This is a genomic window from Caldisericum insulae, from assembly GCF_047785965.1.
GTDB classification, from domain to species: Bacteria; Caldisericota; Caldisericia; order Caldisericales; family Caldisericaceae; genus Caldisericum; species Caldisericum exile_A.
Map to the genome: position 1 here is coordinate 1 of NZ_JBLOBF010000012.1, position 22,122 is coordinate 22,122.

At 32.8% G+C, this 22,122-nt stretch carries 20 protein-coding genes; 5 read left to right on the top strand and 15 right to left on the bottom strand.

Annotated elements, in window-relative coordinates:
- Nucleotides 1–184 precede the first annotated feature (184 nt).
- The gene (locus ACMV0E_RS06885; RefSeq protein ID WP_416085649.1) at nt 185–1,444 is read right to left on the bottom strand and encodes an Nramp family divalent metal transporter; all 1,260 of its coding nucleotides are present in this window, start codon (nt 1,442–1,444) and stop codon (nt 185–187) included.
- Nucleotides 1,445–1,497: 53 nt separating this feature from the next.
- Between ACMV0E_RS06885 and ACMV0E_RS06890 the strand changes: the two genes are divergently transcribed.
- The gene (locus tag ACMV0E_RS06890; RefSeq protein WP_416085650.1) at nt 1,498–1,899 is read left to right on the top strand and encodes a hypothetical protein; all 402 of its coding nucleotides are present in this window, start codon (nt 1,498–1,500) and stop codon (nt 1,897–1,899) included.
- A gap of 56 nt (nt 1,900–1,955) precedes the next feature.
- Here ACMV0E_RS06890 and ACMV0E_RS06895 read toward each other — a convergent pair whose 3' ends face one another.
- Complete coding sequence (locus ACMV0E_RS06895) at nt 1,956–2,849, bottom strand: polysaccharide deacetylase family protein (protein WP_416085651.1); 894 nt, start codon at nt 2,847–2,849, stop codon at nt 1,956–1,958.
- A gap of 711 nt (nt 2,850–3,560) precedes the next feature.
- Here ACMV0E_RS06895 and ACMV0E_RS06900 point away from each other — a divergent pair.
- Nucleotides 3,561–3,950 carry a PadR family transcriptional regulator gene (locus ACMV0E_RS06900; protein WP_416085652.1) on the top strand — a complete coding sequence of 130 codons (390 nt, stop codon included), beginning with the start codon at nt 3,561–3,563 and terminating at the stop codon, nt 3,948–3,950.
- Between the two features lie 2 nt (nt 3,951–3,952).
- Here ACMV0E_RS06900 and ACMV0E_RS06905 read toward each other — a convergent pair whose 3' ends face one another.
- The 13 genes from ACMV0E_RS06905 to ACMV0E_RS06965 are packed head-to-tail and all read right to left on the bottom strand — an operon-like array spanning nt 3,953 to nt 18,230.
- On the bottom strand, nt 3,953–6,433 hold the full coding sequence (locus ACMV0E_RS06905; protein ID WP_416085653.1) for an O-antigen ligase family protein: 2,481 nt from the start codon (nt 6,431–6,433) through the stop codon (nt 3,953–3,955).
- Between the two features lie 35 nt (nt 6,434–6,468).
- Entirely contained in the window at nt 6,469–7,389 is a 921-nt protein-coding gene (locus tag ACMV0E_RS06910; RefSeq protein ID WP_416085654.1) for an SDR family oxidoreductase, read from the bottom strand.
- Nucleotides 7,386–9,296, bottom strand: a complete 1,911-nt coding sequence (locus ACMV0E_RS06915) for a polysaccharide biosynthesis protein (RefSeq protein WP_416085655.1) — start codon at nt 9,294–9,296, stop codon at nt 7,386–7,388. The genes ACMV0E_RS06910 and ACMV0E_RS06915 overlap by 4 nt, the downstream gene beginning before the upstream one ends.
- On the bottom strand, nt 9,293–10,426 hold the full coding sequence (locus tag ACMV0E_RS06920; RefSeq protein WP_416085656.1) for a DegT/DnrJ/EryC1/StrS family aminotransferase: 1,134 nt from the start codon (nt 10,424–10,426) through the stop codon (nt 9,293–9,295). The genes ACMV0E_RS06915 and ACMV0E_RS06920 overlap by 4 nt, the downstream gene beginning before the upstream one ends.
- On the bottom strand, nt 10,423–11,055 hold the full coding sequence (locus ACMV0E_RS06925) for an acetyltransferase (RefSeq protein WP_416085657.1): 633 nt from the start codon (nt 11,053–11,055) through the stop codon (nt 10,423–10,425). Before ACMV0E_RS06925 ends, ACMV0E_RS06920 begins: the two co-directional genes overlap by 4 nt.
- Entirely contained in the window at nt 11,052–11,660 is a 609-nt protein-coding gene (locus tag ACMV0E_RS06930; RefSeq protein ID WP_416085674.1) for a sugar transferase, read from the bottom strand. The genes ACMV0E_RS06925 and ACMV0E_RS06930 overlap by 4 nt, the downstream gene beginning before the upstream one ends.
- A gap of 12 nt (nt 11,661–11,672) precedes the next feature.
- Nucleotides 11,673–12,818, bottom strand: a complete 1,146-nt coding sequence (locus ACMV0E_RS06935; protein WP_416085658.1) for a glycosyltransferase family 4 protein — start codon at nt 12,816–12,818, stop codon at nt 11,673–11,675.
- On the bottom strand, nt 12,805–13,893 hold the full coding sequence (locus ACMV0E_RS06940) for a glycosyltransferase family 4 protein (protein ID WP_416085659.1): 1,089 nt from the start codon (nt 13,891–13,893) through the stop codon (nt 12,805–12,807). Before ACMV0E_RS06940 ends, ACMV0E_RS06935 begins: the two co-directional genes overlap by 14 nt.
- Nucleotides 13,894–13,898: 5 nt before the next feature.
- Nucleotides 13,899–15,365 carry an O-antigen polymerase gene (locus ACMV0E_RS06945; protein WP_416085660.1) on the bottom strand — a complete coding sequence of 489 codons (1,467 nt, stop codon included), beginning with the start codon at nt 15,363–15,365 and terminating at the stop codon, nt 13,899–13,901.
- Nucleotides 15,352–16,467, bottom strand: coding sequence for a glycosyltransferase (locus ACMV0E_RS06950; protein WP_416085661.1), 1,116 nt, complete (start codon nt 16,465–16,467; stop codon nt 15,352–15,354). Before ACMV0E_RS06950 ends, ACMV0E_RS06945 begins: the two co-directional genes overlap by 14 nt.
- A gap of 28 nt (nt 16,468–16,495) precedes the next feature.
- The gene (locus tag ACMV0E_RS06955; RefSeq protein ID WP_416085662.1) at nt 16,496–16,834 is read right to left on the bottom strand and encodes a hypothetical protein; all 339 of its coding nucleotides are present in this window, start codon (nt 16,832–16,834) and stop codon (nt 16,496–16,498) included.
- Nucleotides 16,801–17,409 carry a glycosyltransferase family 2 protein gene (locus ACMV0E_RS06960; RefSeq protein WP_416085663.1) on the bottom strand — a complete coding sequence of 203 codons (609 nt, stop codon included), beginning with the start codon at nt 17,407–17,409 and terminating at the stop codon, nt 16,801–16,803. Before ACMV0E_RS06960 ends, ACMV0E_RS06955 begins: the two co-directional genes overlap by 34 nt.
- A gap of 20 nt (nt 17,410–17,429) precedes the next feature.
- Entirely contained in the window at nt 17,430–18,230 is an 801-nt protein-coding gene (locus ACMV0E_RS06965) for a GumC domain-containing protein (protein ID WP_416085664.1), read from the bottom strand.
- 96 nt (nt 18,231–18,326) lie between these two features.
- Here ACMV0E_RS06965 and ACMV0E_RS06970 point away from each other — a divergent pair, with 96 nt between their 5' ends.
- Genes ACMV0E_RS06970 through ACMV0E_RS06980 form a run of 3 tightly spaced genes read left to right on the top strand, consistent with a single transcriptional unit; the run spans nt 18,327 to nt 21,908 of the window.
- Nucleotides 18,327–19,472, top strand: coding sequence for a glycosyltransferase family 4 protein (locus ACMV0E_RS06970; protein WP_416085665.1), 1,146 nt, complete (start codon nt 18,327–18,329; stop codon nt 19,470–19,472).
- Nucleotides 19,469–20,629: a glycosyltransferase gene (locus tag ACMV0E_RS06975; protein WP_416085666.1), complete on the top strand. Its 1,161-nt coding sequence runs from the start codon at nt 19,469–19,471 to the stop codon at nt 20,627–20,629. The genes ACMV0E_RS06970 and ACMV0E_RS06975 overlap by 4 nt, the downstream gene beginning before the upstream one ends.
- Nucleotide 20,630: 1 nt before the next feature.
- Nucleotides 20,631–21,908 (top strand): UDP-glucose dehydrogenase family protein, encoded by a 1,278-nt coding sequence (locus tag ACMV0E_RS06980; protein ID WP_416085667.1) that lies wholly within the window; start codon nt 20,631–20,633, stop codon nt 21,906–21,908.
- Nucleotides 21,909–22,122: the final 214 nt, after the last annotated feature.

The window sequence follows — 22,122 nt, forward strand, 5'->3', positions numbered from 1 at the left end:
GGAGATTTCTCCTCACTACGTTCGTCGAAATGACAATCATTGGAAGAGGGCACATCCCCCTTTAACTCCCCCTAAAAAGTCGGAGATCTCTCACATTCGTTCGAGATGACCAAAAAGCAGTCATTCCGAAGGTTATTTCCGTTTGTCATTCCGAAGTGGCATAGCCACGAGGAATCTCCTCAGTTTATATTTTTCCAATATTAAGAAGCAAAAGCAGATTGAGAATCGTAACAACTGCAAAAGTCAAGATCAACAAAGCTTTCTCTATGCCACGATTTTTGTATTTACCCATAACAAGCTCGCTTGAAGTAAGAGTTATCTGTCCTAAAACTGTAAAAGGAAGTTCAATACTCAATATGGCTTGACTTATTATGAGCCCTTTAAAAGTATCCTTTAAAAAGAAAATTATAAGTGTTGCAAATACAAGTGCTGATATAATACCAATCCTTGAGTGGTTATCTTTGGTATCAAAAGGCTCATTTGAAGCCCCCGAAACGATAATCCCAGATGAAATTACAGCAGTAATTGAGGAGGAAATGCCAGAGAAAAGCAATGCAATCGCAAAAATAATTGATGCAAAATTACCTAATAGAGGCTTTAAGGTTGCCTGTGCTGTCTCTAACTCAGATACTTTAATTCCATACTTAAAGAAAACTTGTGCCGCAACTATTATCATTGCAGAATTTATAAGAAATCCAATAAACATCGCAAAAATGGTGTCAAGAAACTCAAATGAGAGCTGTTTTTGTATGGTTTTTTCATCTTGTAAGTTCCATTGTCTACTCTGTATGATTTCGCTGTGAAGAAATAGATTATGTGGCATTACAACTGCCCCTAATACGCTCATCACAACAAGCTCCGATCCTGTTGGAACTGACGGCACAATCCACCCTAAGAGTGCACTTTTAACATCAACACCCACCATAAAAAGCTCAATAAGAAAAGACAATCCAATAAGACTCACAAATCCAATAATAATGCGCTCAATTTTTGTATATGAGTTTGTTAAAACCAAAAATAAAATAAGAATGCTTGTAATTATAGCACCAAACTTAATAGGAATTCTAAAAAGCATCTTTAAGCCAATAGAGGCACCTAAAACCTCTGCAAGAGTTGTTGAAATGGTTGCAAGATATCCTGCTACAAGAAGAAAAGTTGATATAGGTTTTTTATAAAATTTGTTAAAGGATTCCGCAAGGCATAGACCTGTTGCAATGCCAAGATGGGCTGCATTGTGTTGTAAAACGATAAGCATAATAGTTGAGAGAGTGACCATCCAAAGCAGTTTATATCCATACATTGACCCTGCGGCAACATTTGAAGCCCAGTTTCCAGGATCAATAAAACCAACTGTAACGAGGAAACCAGGACCAATATACTTAAGAATCTCAAATGCCTCTAATCTTGGTTTGTGATTTTGAAAAAGCCTTTTTATGTTTTCCATTTTTAAATTATACAAAAAACCGATAAAAGGGTATAATAGTTTGGAGGTGTAAGATGGAAGATTTCTTTGACAAACTTAAAAAGGGTGCAAAAGAAGCAACCGAAAAGGCGGGAATCTTAGCTAAAATTGCGGGGCTTAAAACTCAGATTGTAAACAACAATTTGAAGAAAGACGGTCTTTTCAAAGAACTCGGAAAGGTTTTCTTTAGCGAATTGAAGGCAGGAACTTTTAAAGAAGAACTGAAAGAAAGTCTTAAAAAGATCGTGGATGAAATTGAAGCACTTGATTCTGAAATTGCAAGAGTTAACGAAGAGATTGCAAAATTAAATGAGGATTTGAAAAAGGTTGGCGCAACAGAAGAAGAGATGAAAGAGGCAGCACCTCTTGAACCAAAAGATGTGACAAAGCCAAACGAAGAAACTCCTCAAAAGGAAAAAGATAATCCTCAAGGGTAATAAACTACTTTTCAAAGTGATTTATTAGACTCTCTAACGAGAACTTTTTTTAGACCTTATTTTATTAATTTCTCAATGAATTTTTTAAATACCATAGGGTTTGATGTTTTGAGTCTTTCTGAAATTTCAACCCTACTTACATAAAAAGGATTATCTCCATATTTATTTATTAATTTACCATAGAGCCCAAAGCCAATCTTAAAACCATTTTTCCTGAGTATCTCTTCTATGGTTTTATCGAAGGCTCCCTGCGGGTAAGTAAATGCAATAGGTGAAATATGGAGAATGTTAATCGCATCTTCTTTTGACTGATTAATATCAACCTCAATATCTTTATACTTTTTCTCTTTAAGAAGTTTTAGGTAAATATTGTGGAGTTTGTGGGAGTGAAGCGAAATTTCAAAACCATTATTTAGAAGTGTTTTTATCTCATTTTCATTTACTTCCCAAACGGAACCAATGTATCCTGTAATAAGAGATGCAACACCTGTGAAGCCATTTCCTTTAAGAACAGATGAAGCAAGGACGACACTTTTAAATCCGTCGTCAAATGTAAAAATAACACTTCTTTTCGGGATCTTTTTGTTAAACATTAGAAATGCATAAAGGTCATCAAGTTTGATGCTTTCAAATCCATAACTCTTAAGAATCTCTATATGCTTTTTAAAATCTTCAAGACTTACATCGTATGAATTGATTCTCTTATTGGTATAGATGTTGTGATACATAAGCACAAGCACAAAAGTATCCTTTGAAGAAAAGAGCGAATTATATTCGTTAAGGATTGTTTTATCTTCTTTGATGCCGTAAATTCTTCCAATGTTGTAAACCGCATTCTCAAAATAAGAAACCGGAACGTTTGAAAAACTCATGGATTCATTTGATAGAGCATTTCCATAAAATGACAAAAAAAAGATTAACACAAATAAAATCGTAATAAATTTTCTCATTTTCATATATATTAGATACAAAATTATACTGAAAAGTTTCCTGTTTCAAAAAATATTCTTTGAAAATTGTTGACTACATGTTTATTAAAACGATGAATGTTTTCTAATAAACGAAAGAATGAGAGTCCCCCATCAACCATTAGAAAGGGGGGTACCCACTTTCTAACTTCCCCCCAAGGCAAAATTATTATTTTGTGGAGTGTTGAGGAGGCGATTTATTGCCCCCTCAAAATAATTGTCATATCGAGCGAAGTAAGATATCTCCTCTGTTTACATTGGAGGAAGTAAAATCCCCCTTCGAACTACCCCAAAAGAGGAGATTTATCCATTAATCGAAGGGGTAAAAGACCCCCTTCGAACTACCCCAAAAGAGGAGATTGCTCACTTACTCGAAGGGGTAAAATCCACCTTCGAACTACCCCAAAAGAGGAGATTTCTCACATTCGTTCGAAATGACTGGTTGTGTCATTCCGAAGGTTATTTCTGTTTGTCATTCCGAAGGCTTTAGCCTGAGGAATACCTTATTTAGAGGGGGATTTGAAATTCTCCCCCTCTAACTCCCCCTAAAAAGGAGGAGATTTCTCACTTCGTTCGAAATGACGGACACATTGAGTCATATCGAGTGAAGTAAGATCAATATATCTGTTGACAGAAAAATAAATTTATCGTAAAATTAATAAAGATTTATATATATTAGAGTAAGAGGTGAAAATGGGAGGCATTTTTGATTTTTGCGATAAAAAGAAGAATTTTTTTGTAGCGTCAGTTTTTGGTGCAAGACAATTCATTACATTCTACATACTTCATCTTGTGCATGAAAAACCTCTTTATGGTGAGGCAATTTCGAAAAAAGTCACAGAACTTCTTTCAAACCTCTGGCAACCAAGCCCAGGATTTATGTATCCAATATTAAAGAGGCTTGAATCTCATGGTCTTATAAAAGGCAAATGGGACTATTCAGAAGCTCACCCTCGCTATATATACGAAATAACAGAAAAGGGTAAAGCTGAGTATTTCAAATATAAAGAGGTCTTTGAAACAAAATTAGACGAACTCATTCAAGTGCTTGAAAATGTAAAAAAAGAAGTTTTCAACAAATAAACTCAGTGCGCTATATTAATTTTTACTTCACCAAACGAAATCCAATCACTAAGCTGCCCTTGCATAATTTTGTGAGAAACTGCATAAATTCGAAGTGTATAAGCACCGTCTGAAACATTGTTAGGTAAGGTATATTTATAAGAAAGTGTCTTTGGAGAAAGGTTTCCATTGATGAGTATCCAATCACCTTTAGGTGGAATAAGCCATATCACATATCTTTCCACATTTTTATCATTTGTTGGAATCCAAGTAATATTAATCTCTCCGCCCTTTTTAAATGTTTCACCATTCTTTGGACTCGCAACCAAGATAACAGGTGCATACTTTTCAAACTCCGCCCTAATTGTAGGATCATTAGGATTGTAATAGTAAGCATAGAATAGATGCTGAATCCCCTGTGGTAATTCCCTATTCTTAACTTCAAGCGAACCAGCTTTGTAATATGCATAAGGATTATTCGGACTCGTTGAGATTGCAAGTTTGTAATTTTCAATTGCCTTAGCTAAATTGCCTACCTTCTCATAATAAAGACCATATCCAATATAAATATCAGTTAAAATGTCCTTTCCAATAAGACCTTTATCAATTGCATCTTGAGCCAAGGAAAGCGCCAAATCCAATTCACTTTTTGCATCCGTTAAATCATTTTTAAGGTTTAAATAGGCAATCGCCAAAGAAGAATGGGCTCCAGGATCAAGAGGATTTAATTCAATTGTTTTCCTAAACTCAGAAATTGCATTTTCATCGCCGATTGTATAGAGGAATTTAGCGTAGTCAAAATGGTATAAAAAATACATTGGGTATTTTTTAATTGCCTCTTCATAAAGCAACTTTGTTACACTTACCTTTGATTGGTCAGCATTACCTTGAGATTTAACAATTTGAGCATATAAGTTTGCAAGATTGTAACGAGGCGATGCATTTAATGGGTTAAACAAAATCGCACTTTCAAAATCCGAAATTGTCTTTTCTAAAGGCACCTTCCCTTGATTATTCAAAGCAAGTCTATCAAGATTTACAGATATAAAAATAAATATGAGTAAAATTGTTATAAGAAATGAAATTAAAATGAAAGAAAATATCTTGTTTACACTCGCATTGTCTTTTGAGCGTGTGGCATGTTTTGTCTCACTCTTATGCGGTTTTAAATTAAATTTTCCCAAAATTTTATTAAAATCAATATTTGTTTTATCTCCCTCTGAAAGAAGTAAGCCAAAAGAAAAAAGTGTAATAAGAGGAATAAACATAAGCGACCAATCGAAATCAATAAACGCATGGAGAAGGATGCCAGCCAAACCTGAAAAAAGTCCAACATTTAAGGGAGAGTAGTGAGATTTGACAACTTTGTATCCCTTATGTATAAGCAAAACCACAAAAAACAGAAGCGCAATGCAACCTAAAATGCCACCTTCAGAAAGATACTGGAAAAGAAGGCTATGAGGAAACTTTGAAAAGAAGTAAATTGATCTGTATTTTGCATAAATATATTGGTAAGTGCCAAATCCTGCACCAAAAATAGGATAGTCTTTCAAAATTCTAAAGGTATCCTTAATCATATAGATACGACCACCAAGTGATTCGTCATAAATTCCATTTTTTAAGAAATTAAGTAAGACATTAAACTTATAAATCAATGTGCCAAGATATGGAAAAACAACATCCTTTTTTATCATTACAAAAATTGCACCTACTACAAACAGCCCCACAATAGACAAAATCGAATACAATCGCTCTTTTCCTTTAAGAAGAAGCACAAATACAATTAAACCTGCCAAAAATGTAAGGATTGCACCTCGTGATTGAGTAAGAACAAAGGTAATAAAAAAGAATACAAACAAAAAAGAATACAAAATTTTCCTTAAAACCGCGTTCTCATAAAGGAAAAACCCAACTGAAATAAACATAGGAAGCACAAGAAATGCACCAAAAGTATTTGAATATTGGAGTGTTGAAGCAATAATTCCATTCACTGCAAAGCCTCTACCTAAAAGAAAATTAAAAAACGGCAATCCAATATTAAGCTTGTAGCCAATATATGCAAGAATACCAATCAATGAGAGGATAAAAGAAAGAAAAAGTATAACAATAAGGGAGGCCTTATAAATCTTTTCATTTTCAACAGTATTTACTGCAATATAAAACATAAACACATAAAGGACAACTTTGAAAAACTCAGTTAAGGTTGCATAAAAATATACCGTAAAGAAAAGTGAAAAAAACGAAACCAAAAGGAATAAAAATATTGCAAAATTGAGCCCTTCAATGCCTTTAAATGGTTCTTTCTTTACGAATTTAAGATATGAAAAAAGAATTACGGAAGGCAAACTCAAAAGAAAAGTAAGGTATGTTTCCCATGCAAAATATCCCCCTTGAAAGATCCCAGAGAAAAACAGAGGAATAAATGCAAGGAAAAGCACAATCAAATTAAGGCTTACAGAGTTTTCTTGCTTTTCTTTTTTTATGGTCTTTTGATCTTTTTTCATCGCCATATTATAAACAAAATTACATAAATTTTATTTCATAAATTCCTAATATACCATTCAATTGTTTTCTTTATCCCTTCTTTAAGTGTATATGTAGGTTCGAATCCTAAAGATTGCTTAGCTTTTGTATAGTCAAGGGCAATGCGATAAACTTCACCCTTACGAGGAGGCAAATACTCTACTTGAATTTTTCTTTCAAGAACCTCTTCAAAGACTTTTACGATATCATTTACAGAAGTTTCAACACCTGTTCCTATGTTATAAACACCCTCGCTTCCAGCGATTGCAAGTAAATTTGCATTTACAACATCTTCGACATAAATAAAATCCCTTGTTTGAGTGCCATCACCAAAAATAAAAACAGGTTTCCCTTCTAAGATTCTTCCTGTAAATATTGAAATAACACCTGCCTCACCCAGAGGGTCTTGCCTTGGACCATACACATTTGCATATCGTAAAATTACGCGCTCAATACCGTGGAGCCTTTTAAAGTAATTTAGGTAATTTTCAACACAGTATTTTGCAACACCATAAGGTGAAAGAGGTTCAATTGGTGTATCCTCATTTGCAGGCAAAACTTTTGGCTCTCCGTAAAGCGCACCACCAGTTGAGGCAAAAACAACTCGTTTTACTTCATACTTTACTGCAAGTTGAAAAAGGTTCGTTGATCCAACAATATTAATTTCCGCATCAAAAACTGGATCTTCAACAGACTTTCTTACATCAATCTGAGCTGCATGATGATTCACAATCTCTGGTTTAAACTCCTTAAAGACCTTTTCAAGGGCATTTCTATCTCTTAAATCCGCGTTGTAAAATTTTGCCTTTGTGTTTAAGTTCTCCTTCTTACCTGTTGAAAGATTATCCAAAACTGCAACTTCAAAACTATTCTCAACAAATGCATCTACAACATTTGACCCGATAAAACCCGCTCCACCTGTAACAAGAATCTTCATAACAGTTTTTCTCCTGTTGAACTATTTTTAATATTTCCTTCTACATAATCTATAAAATTCGTAAGTGATTTTACAATTTTTTCTTTATTATAAGTTTTTGTAACAGTGCCAATTTGTTCAATCTTCTCAAATAAGCTGTCATAAGGTGCTATAAATAAATATGGCGATATCATCAATATATATGGGTTTTCTGTTTGTAGAACAACTTCTTTTTCGCTCCATAATTCTTCCTTTATCTTTTCATTTCCTCTATTCCCTATAATCTTAATTTTCACATCTTTATTGATTTCTTTCCCTGAAAGCCTTACAAAGTTTTGTGCAAATTCAAGGATATTAACAGGTTCTCCCATTTTAAGAACGAAAATTTCACCTTTATTCGCCATAGCACCTGCAATAAGAACAAGCTGAACTGCCTCTGGTATAAGCATGAAATAGCGTTCCATATTTGGATCAGTAATTGTAATTATACCTGTTTCTTTTATCTGCCTTTTAAATATCTCTACAACGCTTCCTCTACTCCCAAGAACATTTCCAAATCTTACACTTGCAAATTTAGCCTTGTCTGTTTTTTGAGCGTAAATCATAACCATTATTTCAGTTATCCTTTTCGTTAAACCCATTACGCTTACAGGATTTACTGCCTTGTCCGTTGAGATATTAATGAATCTTTCAGCTCCAAAGTCAATAGAAGCATCAAGGATATTTTTAGTACCAAATATATTATTAATGACTGCTTCATCTGGATTTTTTTCCATTAATGGCACATGTTTATGCGCTGCCGTATGAAAAATAACTTCAGGTTTATTTTCTTCAAACACCCTGTAAACCTTTTCTCTGTTTCTTATATCACAAATAACAGGAATAACCCTATCAAAACTTTTATTTTCGATTAACTCTCTTTCAATATCAAAAATCCTGTTTTCGCCTCGTCCCAAAAGAATGATAGCTTTTGGTCCAAAATCAACAACTTGTCTCACTATTTCTGAGCCAATAGATCCACCTGCTCCTGTTATAAGAACGGTTTTCCCATTCAAATAATTACGCACAGGTTCAAGATTCATTCTTATTGAAGCACGTGGTAATAAGTCCTCAAGTTCAACATTTTTAACATCTTGGATGGTTACTCTCCCGGAGACAATTTCCCAGATAGCAGGCAGAGTTTTTATTTCCACATTTTTACTTGACGATAAAGATACCACTTTCTTTAAAAGTTCTTTTGAGGCTGTAGGAATTGCAAAAATTACAACATCCACCGCATACTTATCAATTACATATGGAAGTCTATTTATTTCGGCAATAACAGGGTATCCGTGAATTGTTGTTCTTTTCTTCCTTGGATCGTCATCAAGAAAACCTATAACCCTATAATTGAGTTCAGGATGTGAAAGAATCTCCCTTAACAATTTTTCCCCAGCATCTCCTGCTCCAATAATTAAAACATTTTTTTCTCTTTTATTCGATTTGTTGCCAAATTTTCTTCTTTTCTCATAGAAAACTCTGTAAGATAGCCTTCCTATGGACAACAACAAAAAAGCAACCAAAAAGGAAATAAAATAAGCTCCTCTTGAAAAGTTTTGTCTTACGCCAAGAATATAACTAAACGGAAACGCTAACAATTTAGAGAATGCAATAGCAATGAAGACATCCGTTATTTCTTTAACACTCGTAAATTCAAAACTCTGGAAAGGTAAACCAAAAGCAATATTAAAAATCACAAAAAACAAGTTTTCCAAAATTCCAAAGTGATCATCAATATGTAGATAAGAGGCTCTTAAAGTAAAATCAAACCTAATAAGTACAGCAATAAATGTAGAAATATTATATAAAATAATATCGAGCATAAGTTTAGCAACAGCACTTTCCAAAACAGCCCTGTTTCTAAAAACTCTACTAAAAAATTTTCTCAAGAGTGCTTCACCTCATAAATAACTTCTTTTAAATTTTTGATCACATAATCGACTTCCCCTTCAGTCATTGTAGTATAAAACGGAAGTGCAATAGTTCTATCAGCTACAAACTCAGTAACGGGAAAATCTCCTTCCTTAAACCCAAATTGCTCAACATAAAAAGGTTCAAGATGAATAGCTTCAAAATAATTTCTGGTTTGTATGCCTCTTCTGCCGAGGCTTTCGATAATTATATTCCTGTCTTTACCGTAAAATTTATCTTTGAGTCTTATAACATAAACAAACCAGCTCATTCTTGTAGTATCAGGACTTATGTATGGAGTTATAACCTCCTCAACTTCAGAAAGTTTTCGAGAATACATTTTAGCTACAGTATCTCTCATTTCTATAATCTTATTAAGTCGATTTAATTGAGATATGCCTAACGCACAGTTTATATCAGAGATTCTATAATTATAACCAAGTCGTGTATGATAGAGCCAGGTTTCTTCTTCGCCTCTTCCTTGATTTCTCATACTTTTTGAAAGTTTATAAACCTGTTCATTGTCTGTTAAAACAACTCCACCTTCACCAGTTGTGATTTGTTTATTCGGATAGAATGCAAACACTGAAGCAACGCCAAAACTACCCGCAGGTTTTCCTTTGTATTCCGACCCAATTGCTTCAGCAGAATCTTCTATTAAATACAAATTGTACTTTTTGGCAATTTCAATCAATCTGTCCCAAGAAGCAGGTTGCCCAAAGACATCAACAGCAAGGATTGCCTTGGTTTTATCAGTTATTTTCTCTTCTATAAGTTCTGGATTTATGTTATAAGTATTTGGATCAATATCAACAAAAACAGGTTTTGCCCTTTCAAAAAGAATACAATTAGATGATGCAATAAAACTAAATGGCGTTGTTATAACTTCGTCGCCGTCTTTAATCCCAAGAGACCTTATTATAAGGTGAAGTGCAGATGTGCCACTATTTACGGCAACCGCGAATTTTCTTCCTGAAACCCGTAAAAGCATATTCTCAAATTCAAGAAGTTTTGGCCCCAAGCTCAAATTGGGTGTCTTTAAAACCTCGGCAACTTCCTTAATATCATCCTCGGTTATCCAAGGCTTTGATAAAGGTATATTCATCATAAATCAACTCCTTTTATTTTGATGACCTTTCCAGGATTACCCACTACAGTTGCATAATCTGGCACATCTCTTATAACTACGCTTCCTGCACCGATCACTGCCCATTTACCGATTTTAATTCCAGGAATAATTGATGAACCAATACCTAAAAGAGTCCCTTCACCGATAAAAACACTTCCCCCTGTATGCACTCCAGGTGCAACATGGACATAATCTTCAACAACATTGTGGTGGTCTAAAGATGCCATAGTATTAACAATTACATGATTACCAACTTTTGTATGGGTGTTAACAACAACCTCTCCTACTATCATTGTGCCATAACCAATATCAACATCACTCCCTATAATTGCAGATGGATGAATAATCGTAGCAAATGATTTTATTCCGAGATTTAGTCTTTCAACTACTTTTTTTCTTGCAAAATTATCTCCAATTGCTACAACAAATATCCCATCCAATTTTTTTACAAGCCCAATACCGCCCAGAACCTCAATACCATTTACAACTTTCCCCCAAAGGTCCTTGTTATCATCAAGAAAGCCACCAATTTCAAATCCACCTGCTTTTGCACAATCAGAAACAACTTGTCCGTGTCCACCTGCACCAATAATATAAAGTTTTTTCATTGATCTACCCTTGCAATGTCATCTGTTTCTCTGTCAGCATACAACCCCTCGCCAGTTGCAACAACCCAAACAGTTTTAAAAAGAATCTTTAAGTCAAGCCAAAAAGACCAGTTTTCTACATACCAAACATCATATTTTATGCGTTCATCCCAGGTGAGTTTATTTCTTCCGTGTATCAAGGCCCAGCTTGTAATACCTGGTTTCATTAGAAGCCTCTTTTTCTGAAAGTCGTTGTATTTTGCAACCTGATATGGTAATGTAGGTCTTGGACCAACTAAACTCATTTCTCCTTTGAGAACGTTTATTAACTGCGGTAGCTCATCAATACCAGTTCTTCTCAAAATTTTTCCAACTCTTGTCACATATGGGTTATCCTTGTCTATATACTTGCCTTTGGTTTTTTCAGGTGCATCTGTTGTCATTGTCCTAAATTTAAAAACTCTAAAAATTTTCCCATCTTTCCCAACACGCTCTTGAAGAAAAAATACAGGTCCTTTTGAATCAAGTTTAATGAGTATTGCAACAAACAAAAACAGTGGCAATAAAATAATCAGAGCAAAAAAAGAAACTACTTTATCAAAAATTTCCTTAATAAATGATCGAATAGGTTTTTGCATCTAAGTTTCCTCCAAAACCTTTTTATAAAGTTTTTCCATATCTTGCAAAACTACATTTAAACTAAATTCCTTTTCAATTTTTTCCCTTCCTCTTTTTCCCATTTCCTTTGCAATATCAGGATGTTCCATAAGGTAAATAATTTTATTCGAAAGCTCTTTAATGTCTCCAAACGGAACTAAAAAACCATTTACTCCATCTTCCACTAAATCTCTTATGCCCCTTATATTATATGCAACGACAGGTTTTTCCATTGCCATTGCTTCCATAACTGAAACTGGCAAGCCTTCACGAGAAGATGTAAAAACAAATGCAAAAGAATGATAAAGATATTTTTCTACGTGTTTCACATATCCAAGAAACCTAACATAATCTTTCAAAGATATCCTTTGTGAAAGTTTTTTAAGCGATACTTGCTCTTCCCCATCACCAATAACAAGGAGTTCAAAATTCGGATAATGCTTCTTTACAAAATAAAAAGCCTTTATCAAGTAATCAAAATGCTTCTCTTTTTCGAGCCTTCCCACTGAAACAAATATAAATCTATTGTTATCGGATAAAAAGTCCGATTCTTTGTTATCCTTAAAATTTCTTGGATTAAGCCTTTCTAAATCAACACCTACCCCTTTAATATAGACCACTTTACCATGGGGAATCAACTTTTTTTCTGTAGCCACTTTATAATCATCAACATTTATTGTTATTAAAACATCTGTAAACTTGCCTGCAAATTTTTCAAGTCGGTAATATATAAAATTTTTCAAAGGATTCCCATATTCATGAAAGTGAAAACCGTGAGCAGTATAAACAATATGAGGTATGCCCACTAATCTACCTGCAATCCTACCCAAAAAACTTGCAACCGGTGTGTGGGTATGGAGCATTAGATAATTGTTTTCTTTCATTATTCTGTAAAGCTTTAAAAAAGCTTTTATATTAGAAATGCTGAAAGGATTTCTTCTGAATGGTAAATTATAAACCTTAAAACCTTCTTTTTCAATCTTATCTGTAAAGCCTACATTAGAAGCAGCAACTTCAACTTCATAGCCCATACTTTTCAAAATCTTCATATGTGGTATAAGAAATGAGTAAATCGTAACATCGAGCGTTGCAAGAAAAAGAATTCTTTTCGCGTTAGCTTCCTTCACTTAATACCTCCTCATATAATTTAAGCATCCTCTGAGTATATGACTGGATTGAGTATTCGCTTTTTACTTTTTCAAAGGCATTTTTTGATAATTGTTCTCTTAAAGAAGGGTTGTTCAAAAGATACAGAATTTTCTTTGTAAGCTCATCTTTAGATTCTGGTTCAACAAGGAGACCTTCAATACCATCTTCTATAACTTCAGGGATTCCCCCAACCTTCGTTGCAATTATAGGAATCCTGTTTGCCATTGCTTCAAGGATAACCATTGGCAAACCTTCGTAGCGAGATGGAAGAACAAAAATTTTGCTCAGCTTCATTAACTTTTCCACATCCCTTCTTATGCCAAGAAATTTAATATTATCTTCAAGCGAAAGGTCTTTAACAAGTTTTTTATATTCGCTTTTTAAAGATCCATCACCAACTAATGCAACTTTTAGATTTAAAGATTGTTTTGATTGTATCTCGTAAACAGCCCTAATCAAAATATCTACTCCCTTTTCTTTTTCGAGTCTCCCCACAAACAACACATCGTATATTTTTTGGATATCCTCTTTAATATCGTCCACGGGTATAGCATTTTTGATAACAATAACTTTACTTACAAGCCGTGGAATATAATTAATCAGTTCTTCTTTAACTAAATTGCTTACACAGACAATTCTTTTATATCGTGAATAAACAAATATATCAATTGGCTTATACAGTTTAAAATTCCTTCTTCTATTGTAAATACTATGTTCGGAAAAGATAAATTTAGTCTTCTTATCTACAAATAGAGATGCCAAGGCTCCAAACAAATCTGCAGGAAATAAATGAACATGGACAATATCATAATTGTTTTCCCTTATCAACTTTACAAGCTTAAAAATTCCACTAAAATCATATTTAAAAGGCAATGAAAGATCATATAGATTGATACTATTTTTAATAAGATCGTCTTTAAATACATTTCTTGAATATAATGTACATACATCAATCTTAAAATTAGGATAATTTTTTGCTTCAATTACAAAATTCTTTAAAAGTGATTCTGCACCACCCGCATATAGCGAGTCAATAAGGTTAAGAATTTTCATAACTTTTACTCATTTTTTCCCTCTTTAGGCAACATTTCAAATATCAGGTACAAAATAACTGCAGGAAGTAAAATAAAAATAGCTTCCTGAAAAACAGGAGCAAAACACATTCTATTGAAATTCAAAAGTTCAGGTATTATCAATGCAAAAAAAAGCTTTCCCCAAAAACCTTTTTCTTTTAACATAGATAACTTGGTTATAAAAAATCCAAAGAGAAAGAAAACTAAAAAAGGGCCTATAAATCCAAAATTTTGATACGCTTCCGCAACAGGACTATAGCCCCAACCTTTTATCGCGCTAAGTGAACTAAAAAATTCATCATGAATTCTTATTGAAAAAGCATCTGCCAAACAAGGTGGCTTTACGCCTGGATAAAGACTGCGTGGCAATAAATATGGAATAGCAAACAAATAGGACGAACCCAAAAGAAGGTCAGCCTTATTCTGTACAAAATACAGTAGGGAAAAATATGGTGCACCAAATTCAGAGCGTGCGGGCATAAACCAATCTATGCTTATATGACTTTTAATCCAAGCAATTGACTCAGACCAAGTCCAAAATTTTGTAATAATTATAGGAATTAGAAACCTTACTTTTTCGAAGAACGAAAAACCAACATACCCTATCAATGCCAAAATAAACAAAAGGATGATTCTACCAAAACTAAACTTTTTAACCATCTCATCCCCATAAATCATTCCCCAAATTACAACAATTATAAGAATCGAATAAATCAAAAACCTCCTATCACCTTGCAGAAGAAGAAGTATTGCCCAAAATAAAAGAAAAACAAAAGACAAAATTATAATTGAACCACTCTTATTTTTAAATGAAACATAGAAGAGCAATGCTAAGCTTGTAAAAACAAATCCAGAATAAGGTAAACTGCTTTCACTTGCAAGAATGGCAAATCTTGTAAGCCTGCTTAAAGAAAGGCTATTTAAAAAACCTGAAATCCCAGAATAGCTGTAGAAGAACATTAATATACCAATAGCGTAATAAATCACAGACCAAAAAATAAGAAATTTGTAGTTAATATTATCACTTTCGTAAAAAAGACCTAAACTTCTCTTATATTTAGAAATTACGGGTATCTCTGAAAACCAAACTCCTAAAAGAAAGCTGATGTAAGAAAAGAAAACTAAAAGACTTGCCTTTACTAAGGTATCAGAGCTAAATACGGCAGGAATTAAATCAATTTTGAAACTTCCAAATATAATGTAATATGAAAAATTAATCAATACGAGCCCATTATAGAACAAAAAGAAGAAATTAAATATAAAAACCGGGTCAGATATCCCAAATTTTTTAAATCGATAAACAATTACAAAAACCGAAAAAACAGATATAATAACTCCCAAAAATAACACTTTGGCCTGATCTGAGACATAAAAATCAAATAAAGAAACGAATATAGAAATGAACAGAATAAAGAAAATAGCTAAATAAATTTTTAATTTATCTTTCCTCATCTTGTATCAACTCCAAATAACATTCCTTAACAAATTCTGATTTGTATTTCTTTAGAAAATCAAAATCGAAATTAATTTTGGATTTATTTTTCAGTACCTCAATTATAGCACGCGCCAAAGCAATTTCATTATGAACAGGTACCAACTTTCCATACTTCCCGTTTTCAAGAATTTCTCTTGGGCCACTTGGACAATCTGTTGAAACAACAGGAATACCCAGCGAAAGCGCTTCTATTAAAACTGTTGGTAAACCCTCATATATTGAGGACAAAACAAAAACTGAAGATTTGCTCATATATTTGTAAGGATTATTAACAAATCCCGGCATCAATAAATATTCTGATATACCAAGTTCTTTTGCAAGATTCTCAAGATTTTTTCTTTCCTCTCCTTCTCCCAAGATGACAAGCCTTGCATCAACTTCTTTACGAATAAAAGAAAATGCTTTAATTAGAGTTTGAAAATCCTTTTCTCTATTAAGGCGACCTACCCCTATTATTATTGGGTATTCTCCTGAAGTAAACCAGGGATGATCTACTGGTTCTTTTGCCTTTTCAAAAATATCAGAACTTATCACGGGGTTATAAATCGCTTTTACTTTATCTTTTGGGATTTTTAAAAAACTTATTAGATCTTCTTTAACTCCTTCTGATACGGCAACTATAAAATCCACGTATCTATAGAACACCTTCATTAAAAGTGGTATAAGTTTTCCTTTTAATGTTGATAAATTTTTTAACTCTTGAGAGAGCGTATTATCCACCCTTACAATTATCTTTGTTCTCCTAAATGAAAGTAATTTAGCAATTATTGCAACAATATTTGCGTGGTTTATTGATGAAATTAAAACATCAGGTTTATTTTCTCTTAAATATTTTGTTAATTTAGGAAGCGATTTTGAAACATGCAGAGACCTTAAATTTATTATGTTAACTTCACTTGGCACTTGATTTAGATATGGACCTGTTGCATTCGCCAAAACTAAGTCGACAATAAAACCGTGTTTTACAAATTCCCTTATTAAGTTCAGCATAGATCTTTCTGCACCGCCACCACCAAGGTTTGGAAGATAAAAAGCAACTTTATTAACTTTTTTACTCACCTAATAATTCCTCCACTTAATTTAGCTTTTATACGATTCTTAAAGAATATGGCAATTTTACTATTAACTTCAAAAAACCGTCGGATTCTTTATTCCAACCGATAGCATCTTTAAAATCCTTATTTTTAAGATAGTATGTAAATGTATTATAAATATAGTTTTTACGAGAATTTATAAACAACTTATCAAATAACTTTTTTTCTGTTTGTGATATTCTGTACTTTTTATTTAAGTAATCAACAATTAAAGGAATACTATCTATCAGCTTCTTTGAAGTCAGAGAATCCAGTGTAATCCTATAAAGATAGTAAGACTCTTTTATAACCTTCAGTTTTAAGCCAGATAAAAAAGTTCGAAGTAGAAACATAGATCTTCTCCAGGAACAAAGCTTTGAATTTGCATTATTCCTTTTTCTATTACTGCAGAAAGAGGGAAAATTGGATGTAAAAGCGGAGATCCACCTTGTAAAAAGGTTATAAGATCAAATTCAGTTATGTTTTCATATAATCTGATATTGTTAAATAATTCTAATTGACTGCCCCATTGTTTTAAACCATTGGGAGAATCAAAACAAAGTATATGATGGTCCTCAACAAAAAAACGTTCACTACCTTCAACTAATATTGGGATAAGTTTCTCTAATCTTTCCTTAAGCCAAACATCATCTGCGTCAATAACTGCTCCCCACTTGCCCTTTGCAACGTTAAGGGCAGTATTTCTTGCTTCCGCAACTCCAAGATTTTTTTCATGCTTGATATAAACAATTCTTTCATCTTTAAATGATTTAATTATCTCTTCACTTCTATCGGTGGATCCATCATTAACCACAATGAGTTCAAAATAAGGATATGTTTGATTTAAAACTGATTCAATTGCTCCTTTTAGATACTTTTCTGAATTAAAAACCGGCATTATTACTGATACAAGCCCTAAGTTTTCCATAAAAACCCCAAATTAACTCCTTATGTATTTGTATTCCAATATTCAAACAATAAAGCAAAAACTATGGTAAGTAAAAAAGCCACCAAACCAGTAATTACAATATTGAAGACCTTATGTGGCTTAACAGGTAAATCAAGTATAAGTGGTGCTGATTGATAAGCGAACAAATTTGAACTCTTTATTACAAAGTCTAATTGTGCAATTTGTTTCAAAAGATCAACTTTTTTCGTCCCTATTGAATCATAAACTGATCTCAGTAGTGAATATCCAAGCATATACTCTGCATTACTTGTCCTTTTCTGCTCAAGAGATTTTAATTGTTCAAGCATATCGGATGCTTGTTTATCTAAAGACCTAAACTCACTTAACAGTGTCTGTTTTTGAATATCCAAAGCATTTAACTGAGTTTCGTAAGCTTGCTTATTAAAACTATTAAGTTCTGCAAGAAAATAGTCAAAAAATTTTTTAATTAAAGTTTTATCTTCGGATTCAAAGGTTACAACTATTAACTCAGAATCTTGATTAGCATTTACAGATAACGAATTTTTTACTAATTTGTAATCTACTCCTAAATCCTGCGCAATTTGTTGGATAAAAACATCGCTTTTAATTTGATTTTGAACATCTTTTGTCTTGAGAAGTAAATTGCCATTTATTTTAGCAAGATAGACAGTTGCACAACCAGAGTAAACAGGTTTAAGAACAAAAAAGTTTAAAACACCCGAAACAAATATCGCAAAAACCGTTAACCCAACTATAAAATACTTATACTTAAGAAGCGTAAGGATGAAACTCTTTAAACTGGCTTCGTTTTCTTGCATTTTTACCTCCACAAAAATTTAAAATCGCATTATATTATAAATTAGTTGATACATTTCTAAAAATTAAAAATATAATTGTATTATGGAGTTTAACAAATGAAAGACTCAAGAATAGCACACATAACTACATTACATAGCGCCTTTGATACAAGAATCCTATATAAGGAATGTAAAAGCTTGGCAAAATATTTTAGAGAAGTTTATTTAATCGCACCATCAGAAGAGAATTTTGAAATAGATAAAGTAAAGGTTGTTTCAATACCTCGATTTAAAAATAGATTTTTACGAATGACCTTGGGAGATTTCATCGCTTTTAGAAAAGCACTTTCCTTAAAGTCTCATATTTACCACTTTCATGACCCAGAGTTTATTCCATGGGCAGTCCTTTTAGAGAAGTTTACAAGAGCAAAGGTAATCTACGACGTACATGAAGATTATTTCACATCAATAAAAGAAAAAAACTGGATTAAGGGAAATATCTTTAAAAATTTGTTAGCTAAACTATTTAATTATCTTGAAAAACACGTTGCAAAAATGTTCGATGCGGTAGTACTTGCAGAAGATTACTACCAAGATAGTTTTAAAGGGACTAACAAAAGGTTAATAGAAATACTAAATTATCCTCTTACCTACGAAAAACCCGAACCTTTAAAATTATCTAAGAATACTTTTTCGATAGTTTACAGTGGTACTGTAAGTGAAAACAGAGGAATATGGAATATACTGAAAGTTGCTCTTAAACTAAATGAAAAAACTTCAGATTTCAAGATTTACATTATTGGCAAATTCAACCCAGAAACACTTGAGGATAAAGTAAAAGATTTCATTTTAAAGAACAATCTTAAAGACAAAGTAGAAATAGTTGGTGGAAAAGAATACGTAAAGAGAGAGTTAATTGACTCTTTTTACCAGTACATGGATTTGGGATTAGTTCTTATACCTTATTCAACTCATTACGAGAAAAAACTGCCCACAAAGTTCTTTGAATATATGCTTGCTGGAATTCCCTTTCTTGGAACAAATTTTCCACGTTGGACAAAATTTGTTGAGGAGAACAGGTGCGGATTAACTGTAAATCCTAACGATTTTGATGAAATAGCAAATAAGATACAATATCTAATGAAGCATCCTGATGAAAGAGAGCTTATGGGACAAAACGGAAGAAAAAGTGTCCTTGCGAAATATACGTGGGATAAAGAAGAAGAAAAACTTAAAAAACTTTACGAGGAATTAATAAGATGAGGATGATTTTTTATGCCTCTCTTTTCTTCATACTCTGGCACAACGTTGTTTATGGACTATTGCTTATTTTAATCTCTTTTATCAAAGAAAATAGAATTTCTAACAATCTACAAAATAATTATCTACCTTATGTTTCTATGATTATTGCGGTACACAACGAAGAACAAGTTATTGAAAATAAAATAAAGAATATTGTTGATCTTGAGTACCCAAAAGATAAACTCGAAATAATTTTTGCATCTGATAACTCCACCGACAAGACAAACAAAATAATTTCTGAGTTTGCAAAGCAATATAAGAATATAAAATTAATAAATACACAGAAACGCGGTGGAAAAGTTAATGCCTACAACACCGCTTTTAAATATGCAAGTGGTGAAATCTTAGCATTTTCTGATGCAAATACAATTTGGGAGAAAAGTTCTTTAAAAAAACTTGTGGCCCAGCTCCAGGATAAAGATGTTTCTTGCGTATGTGGGCACTTAATTTATACTAACACAGATGAAAGTGAGATTGCATACTCTGAAGGAGTTTATTGGAAAATTGAAAACATGACGAAGGAAGGGGAATCGAAATTTTATTCTTTAACTGCGTTAAATGGTGGAATATACGCATTAAAGAAAAAAGATTATATTATGATTGAACCTCTTTATTCGCACGACCTGTGTATGCCTTTGTTTCTTGGCGTTCAAAGAAAAAGGACCATTTTCGTTAAAAATGCACTTGCATTTGAAAGAAGCGGTACTACCTCTGAAGATGAAATTAAAAGAAAGAGAAGGATGTTTGGAAGAATATACTCCTTCTTTTTTAGAAACATTTCTCTTTTTATAAACCCTTTCATATATGATTTTAGATTTTTTTTGTCGGTATTTTCACGTAGAACTATTAGATATCTTCTTCCCTTTGAACATTTATTACTTTTTATATCAACGATTATTCTTGCAAAAAGTGGTTTAATCTTTGAAATGGTATTGTATGGTCATATTCTTTTTATTGCGCTTGCAGTCCAAGGATATTTCTTAAAAAGAAAAATAAAGCTTTTATTCCTCCCTTATTATTACATTCTTTTCCTGCAATCAATGCTACTTGGATTTTTTGACTTTATCACAGGGAGAATAAAGCCTTACTGGGATGTTGCAAAAACAACAAGAGGGTAAATTGAATATACTAATAATAGGTGTAGGATACGTAGGTTTAGCAACGGGAATTTCTTTAGCAATCAAAGGATATAATGTAAGATTTTATGATAAAAACAAGGAAAAAATTACATTACTCAAAAATGGAAAATTGCCTTTCTTTGAGCCAAAATTACAGAAAACACTTATAGAGTCCCTTAATGACAAAAGAGTAATTTTCTTTGATAATTTCAAAGAAGCCATAGCAAATGCAGAGGTCGTATTTATATGTGTTGGGACTCCAATTTTTAAAAATGGTGATACCAATTCAAAAGATATAGAAAAAGTTGCAATGGAAATTAAGAAAAATAAACAAGGAAAAACGGTTATTGTAATAAGGAGCACCGTCAATCCAAAAGTTTATAATTCCATAAAAAGCATTCTTTCTGACAAAGATTTTCATCTTGCAGTAAATCCAGAATTTCTTAGAGAAGGTAAAGCCTTAGATGATACACTTAATCCTTCAAGAATAGTTGTAGGAACTGACGACAAACTTGCAAAAGAAACTCTAAAAAAACTTTATTCATCTTTTGACGCCCCCAAAATCTTTACTGACCCAATTAGTGCTATTCTTATAAAGTATGCTTCCAACTCTTTCCTTGCCGTGAAAATTTCTTTTATAAATGAAATTGCAAACCTCTCAGATAAATTAGGAGGAAATATCGACGATATTGCAAAAGGGCTGGGGCTCGATCCAAGGATAGGAAAAGATTTTCTGAAGGCAGGGATTGGTTTTGGTGGTTCGTGCTTGCCAAAGGATGCAAAAAACATAGTTAAATATGCAAAGGAAACTGGTATAAACTTAGATATAATTGATGCAGCTTCTAAGCTAAATGATAAACAATACAAAGTTGTAATTAGAAAGCTTAAGCAATATCTTGGCTCTTTGAATGGCAAAAAAATTGCAGTTTTTGGTCTTTCCTTTAAAGGCGGTACAGATGACTTAAGAAATTCGGTGAGTTTTAGGATTATTTCAGACCTACGTAGAGCAGGGGCAATTTTGAAATTGCACGATTATTTAGCCTGGATAAAAGCAAAGGAATTAGTAAAAGTGACTTTGGTATCTAATGATCCATACCTTGTTGCTGAGGATACTGATGCTATTGTGATTGCGACAGATTGGAATGAATATCTGAATGAGGACTGGAAAAAGATTAAAAGCTTGATGAAAGGCAATTTGATTATTGACGGACGAAATATCCTTGACGGAGGCCTGTTAAAGAAGATTGGATTCACATACGAAGGAATAGGGAGAAAGTAGGGCAGTATTGGAACTTGTTCACAATCAGATAGCAAGATAACTATACTACTTTGTAAAAAGCTTTGAACTGGTTCACAAATTATGTGAGAAGTAATTTAATATTGACACAATTACCCCTTATTAAAACTATTCCACTTGGCAGAGCGGCGTGTTAATTGGAGAAAATATTTATATCAACGTAAAGGCTCTTCGTAGGTTTTAATTGAAATTCATT

Excerpts from the sequence above, each read along its gene's own strand:
- ACMV0E_RS06885 (WP_416085649.1), bottom strand. The coding sequence starts at position 1,444 with ATGGAAAACATAAAAAGGCTTTTTCAAAATCACAAACCAAGATTAGAG.
- ACMV0E_RS06890 (WP_416085650.1), top strand. The coding sequence starts at position 1,498 with ATGGAAGATTTCTTTGACAAACTTAAAAAGGGTGCAAAAGAAGCAACC.
- ACMV0E_RS06895 (WP_416085651.1), bottom strand. The coding sequence starts at position 2,849 with ATGAGAAAATTTATTACGATTTTATTTGTGTTAATCTTTTTTTTGTCA.
- ACMV0E_RS06900 (WP_416085652.1), top strand. The coding sequence starts at position 3,561 with ATGGGAGGCATTTTTGATTTTTGCGATAAAAAGAAGAATTTTTTTGTA.
- ACMV0E_RS06905 (WP_416085653.1), bottom strand. The coding sequence starts at position 6,433 with ATGAAAAAAGATCAAAAGACCATAAAAAAAGAAAAGCAAGAAAACTCT.
- ACMV0E_RS06910 (WP_416085654.1), bottom strand. The coding sequence starts at position 7,389 with ATGAAGATTCTTGTTACAGGTGGAGCGGGTTTTATCGGGTCAAATGTT.
- ACMV0E_RS06920 (WP_416085656.1), bottom strand. The coding sequence starts at position 10,426 with ATGATGAATATACCTTTATCAAAGCCTTGGATAACCGAGGATGATATT.
- ACMV0E_RS06925 (WP_416085657.1), bottom strand. The coding sequence starts at position 11,055 with ATGAAAAAACTTTATATTATTGGTGCAGGTGGACACGGACAAGTTGTT.
- ACMV0E_RS06940 (WP_416085659.1), bottom strand. The coding sequence starts at position 13,893 with ATGAAAATTCTTAACCTTATTGACTCGCTATATGCGGGTGGTGCAGAA.
- ACMV0E_RS06945 (WP_416085660.1), bottom strand. The coding sequence starts at position 15,365 with ATGAGGAAAGATAAATTAAAAATTTATTTAGCTATTTTCTTTATTCTG.
- ACMV0E_RS06955 (WP_416085662.1), bottom strand. The coding sequence starts at position 16,834 with ATGTTTCTACTTCGAACTTTTTTATCTGGCTTAAAACTGAAGGTTATA.
- ACMV0E_RS06960 (WP_416085663.1), bottom strand. The coding sequence starts at position 17,409 with ATGGAAAACTTAGGGCTTGTATCAGTAATAATGCCGGTTTTTAATTCA.
- ACMV0E_RS06965 (WP_416085664.1), bottom strand. The coding sequence starts at position 18,230 with ATGCAAGAAAACGAAGCCAGTTTAAAGAGTTTCATCCTTACGCTTCTT.
- ACMV0E_RS06970 (WP_416085665.1), top strand. The coding sequence starts at position 18,327 with ATGAAAGACTCAAGAATAGCACACATAACTACATTACATAGCGCCTTT.
- ACMV0E_RS06975 (WP_416085666.1), top strand. The coding sequence starts at position 19,469 with ATGAGGATGATTTTTTATGCCTCTCTTTTCTTCATACTCTGGCACAAC.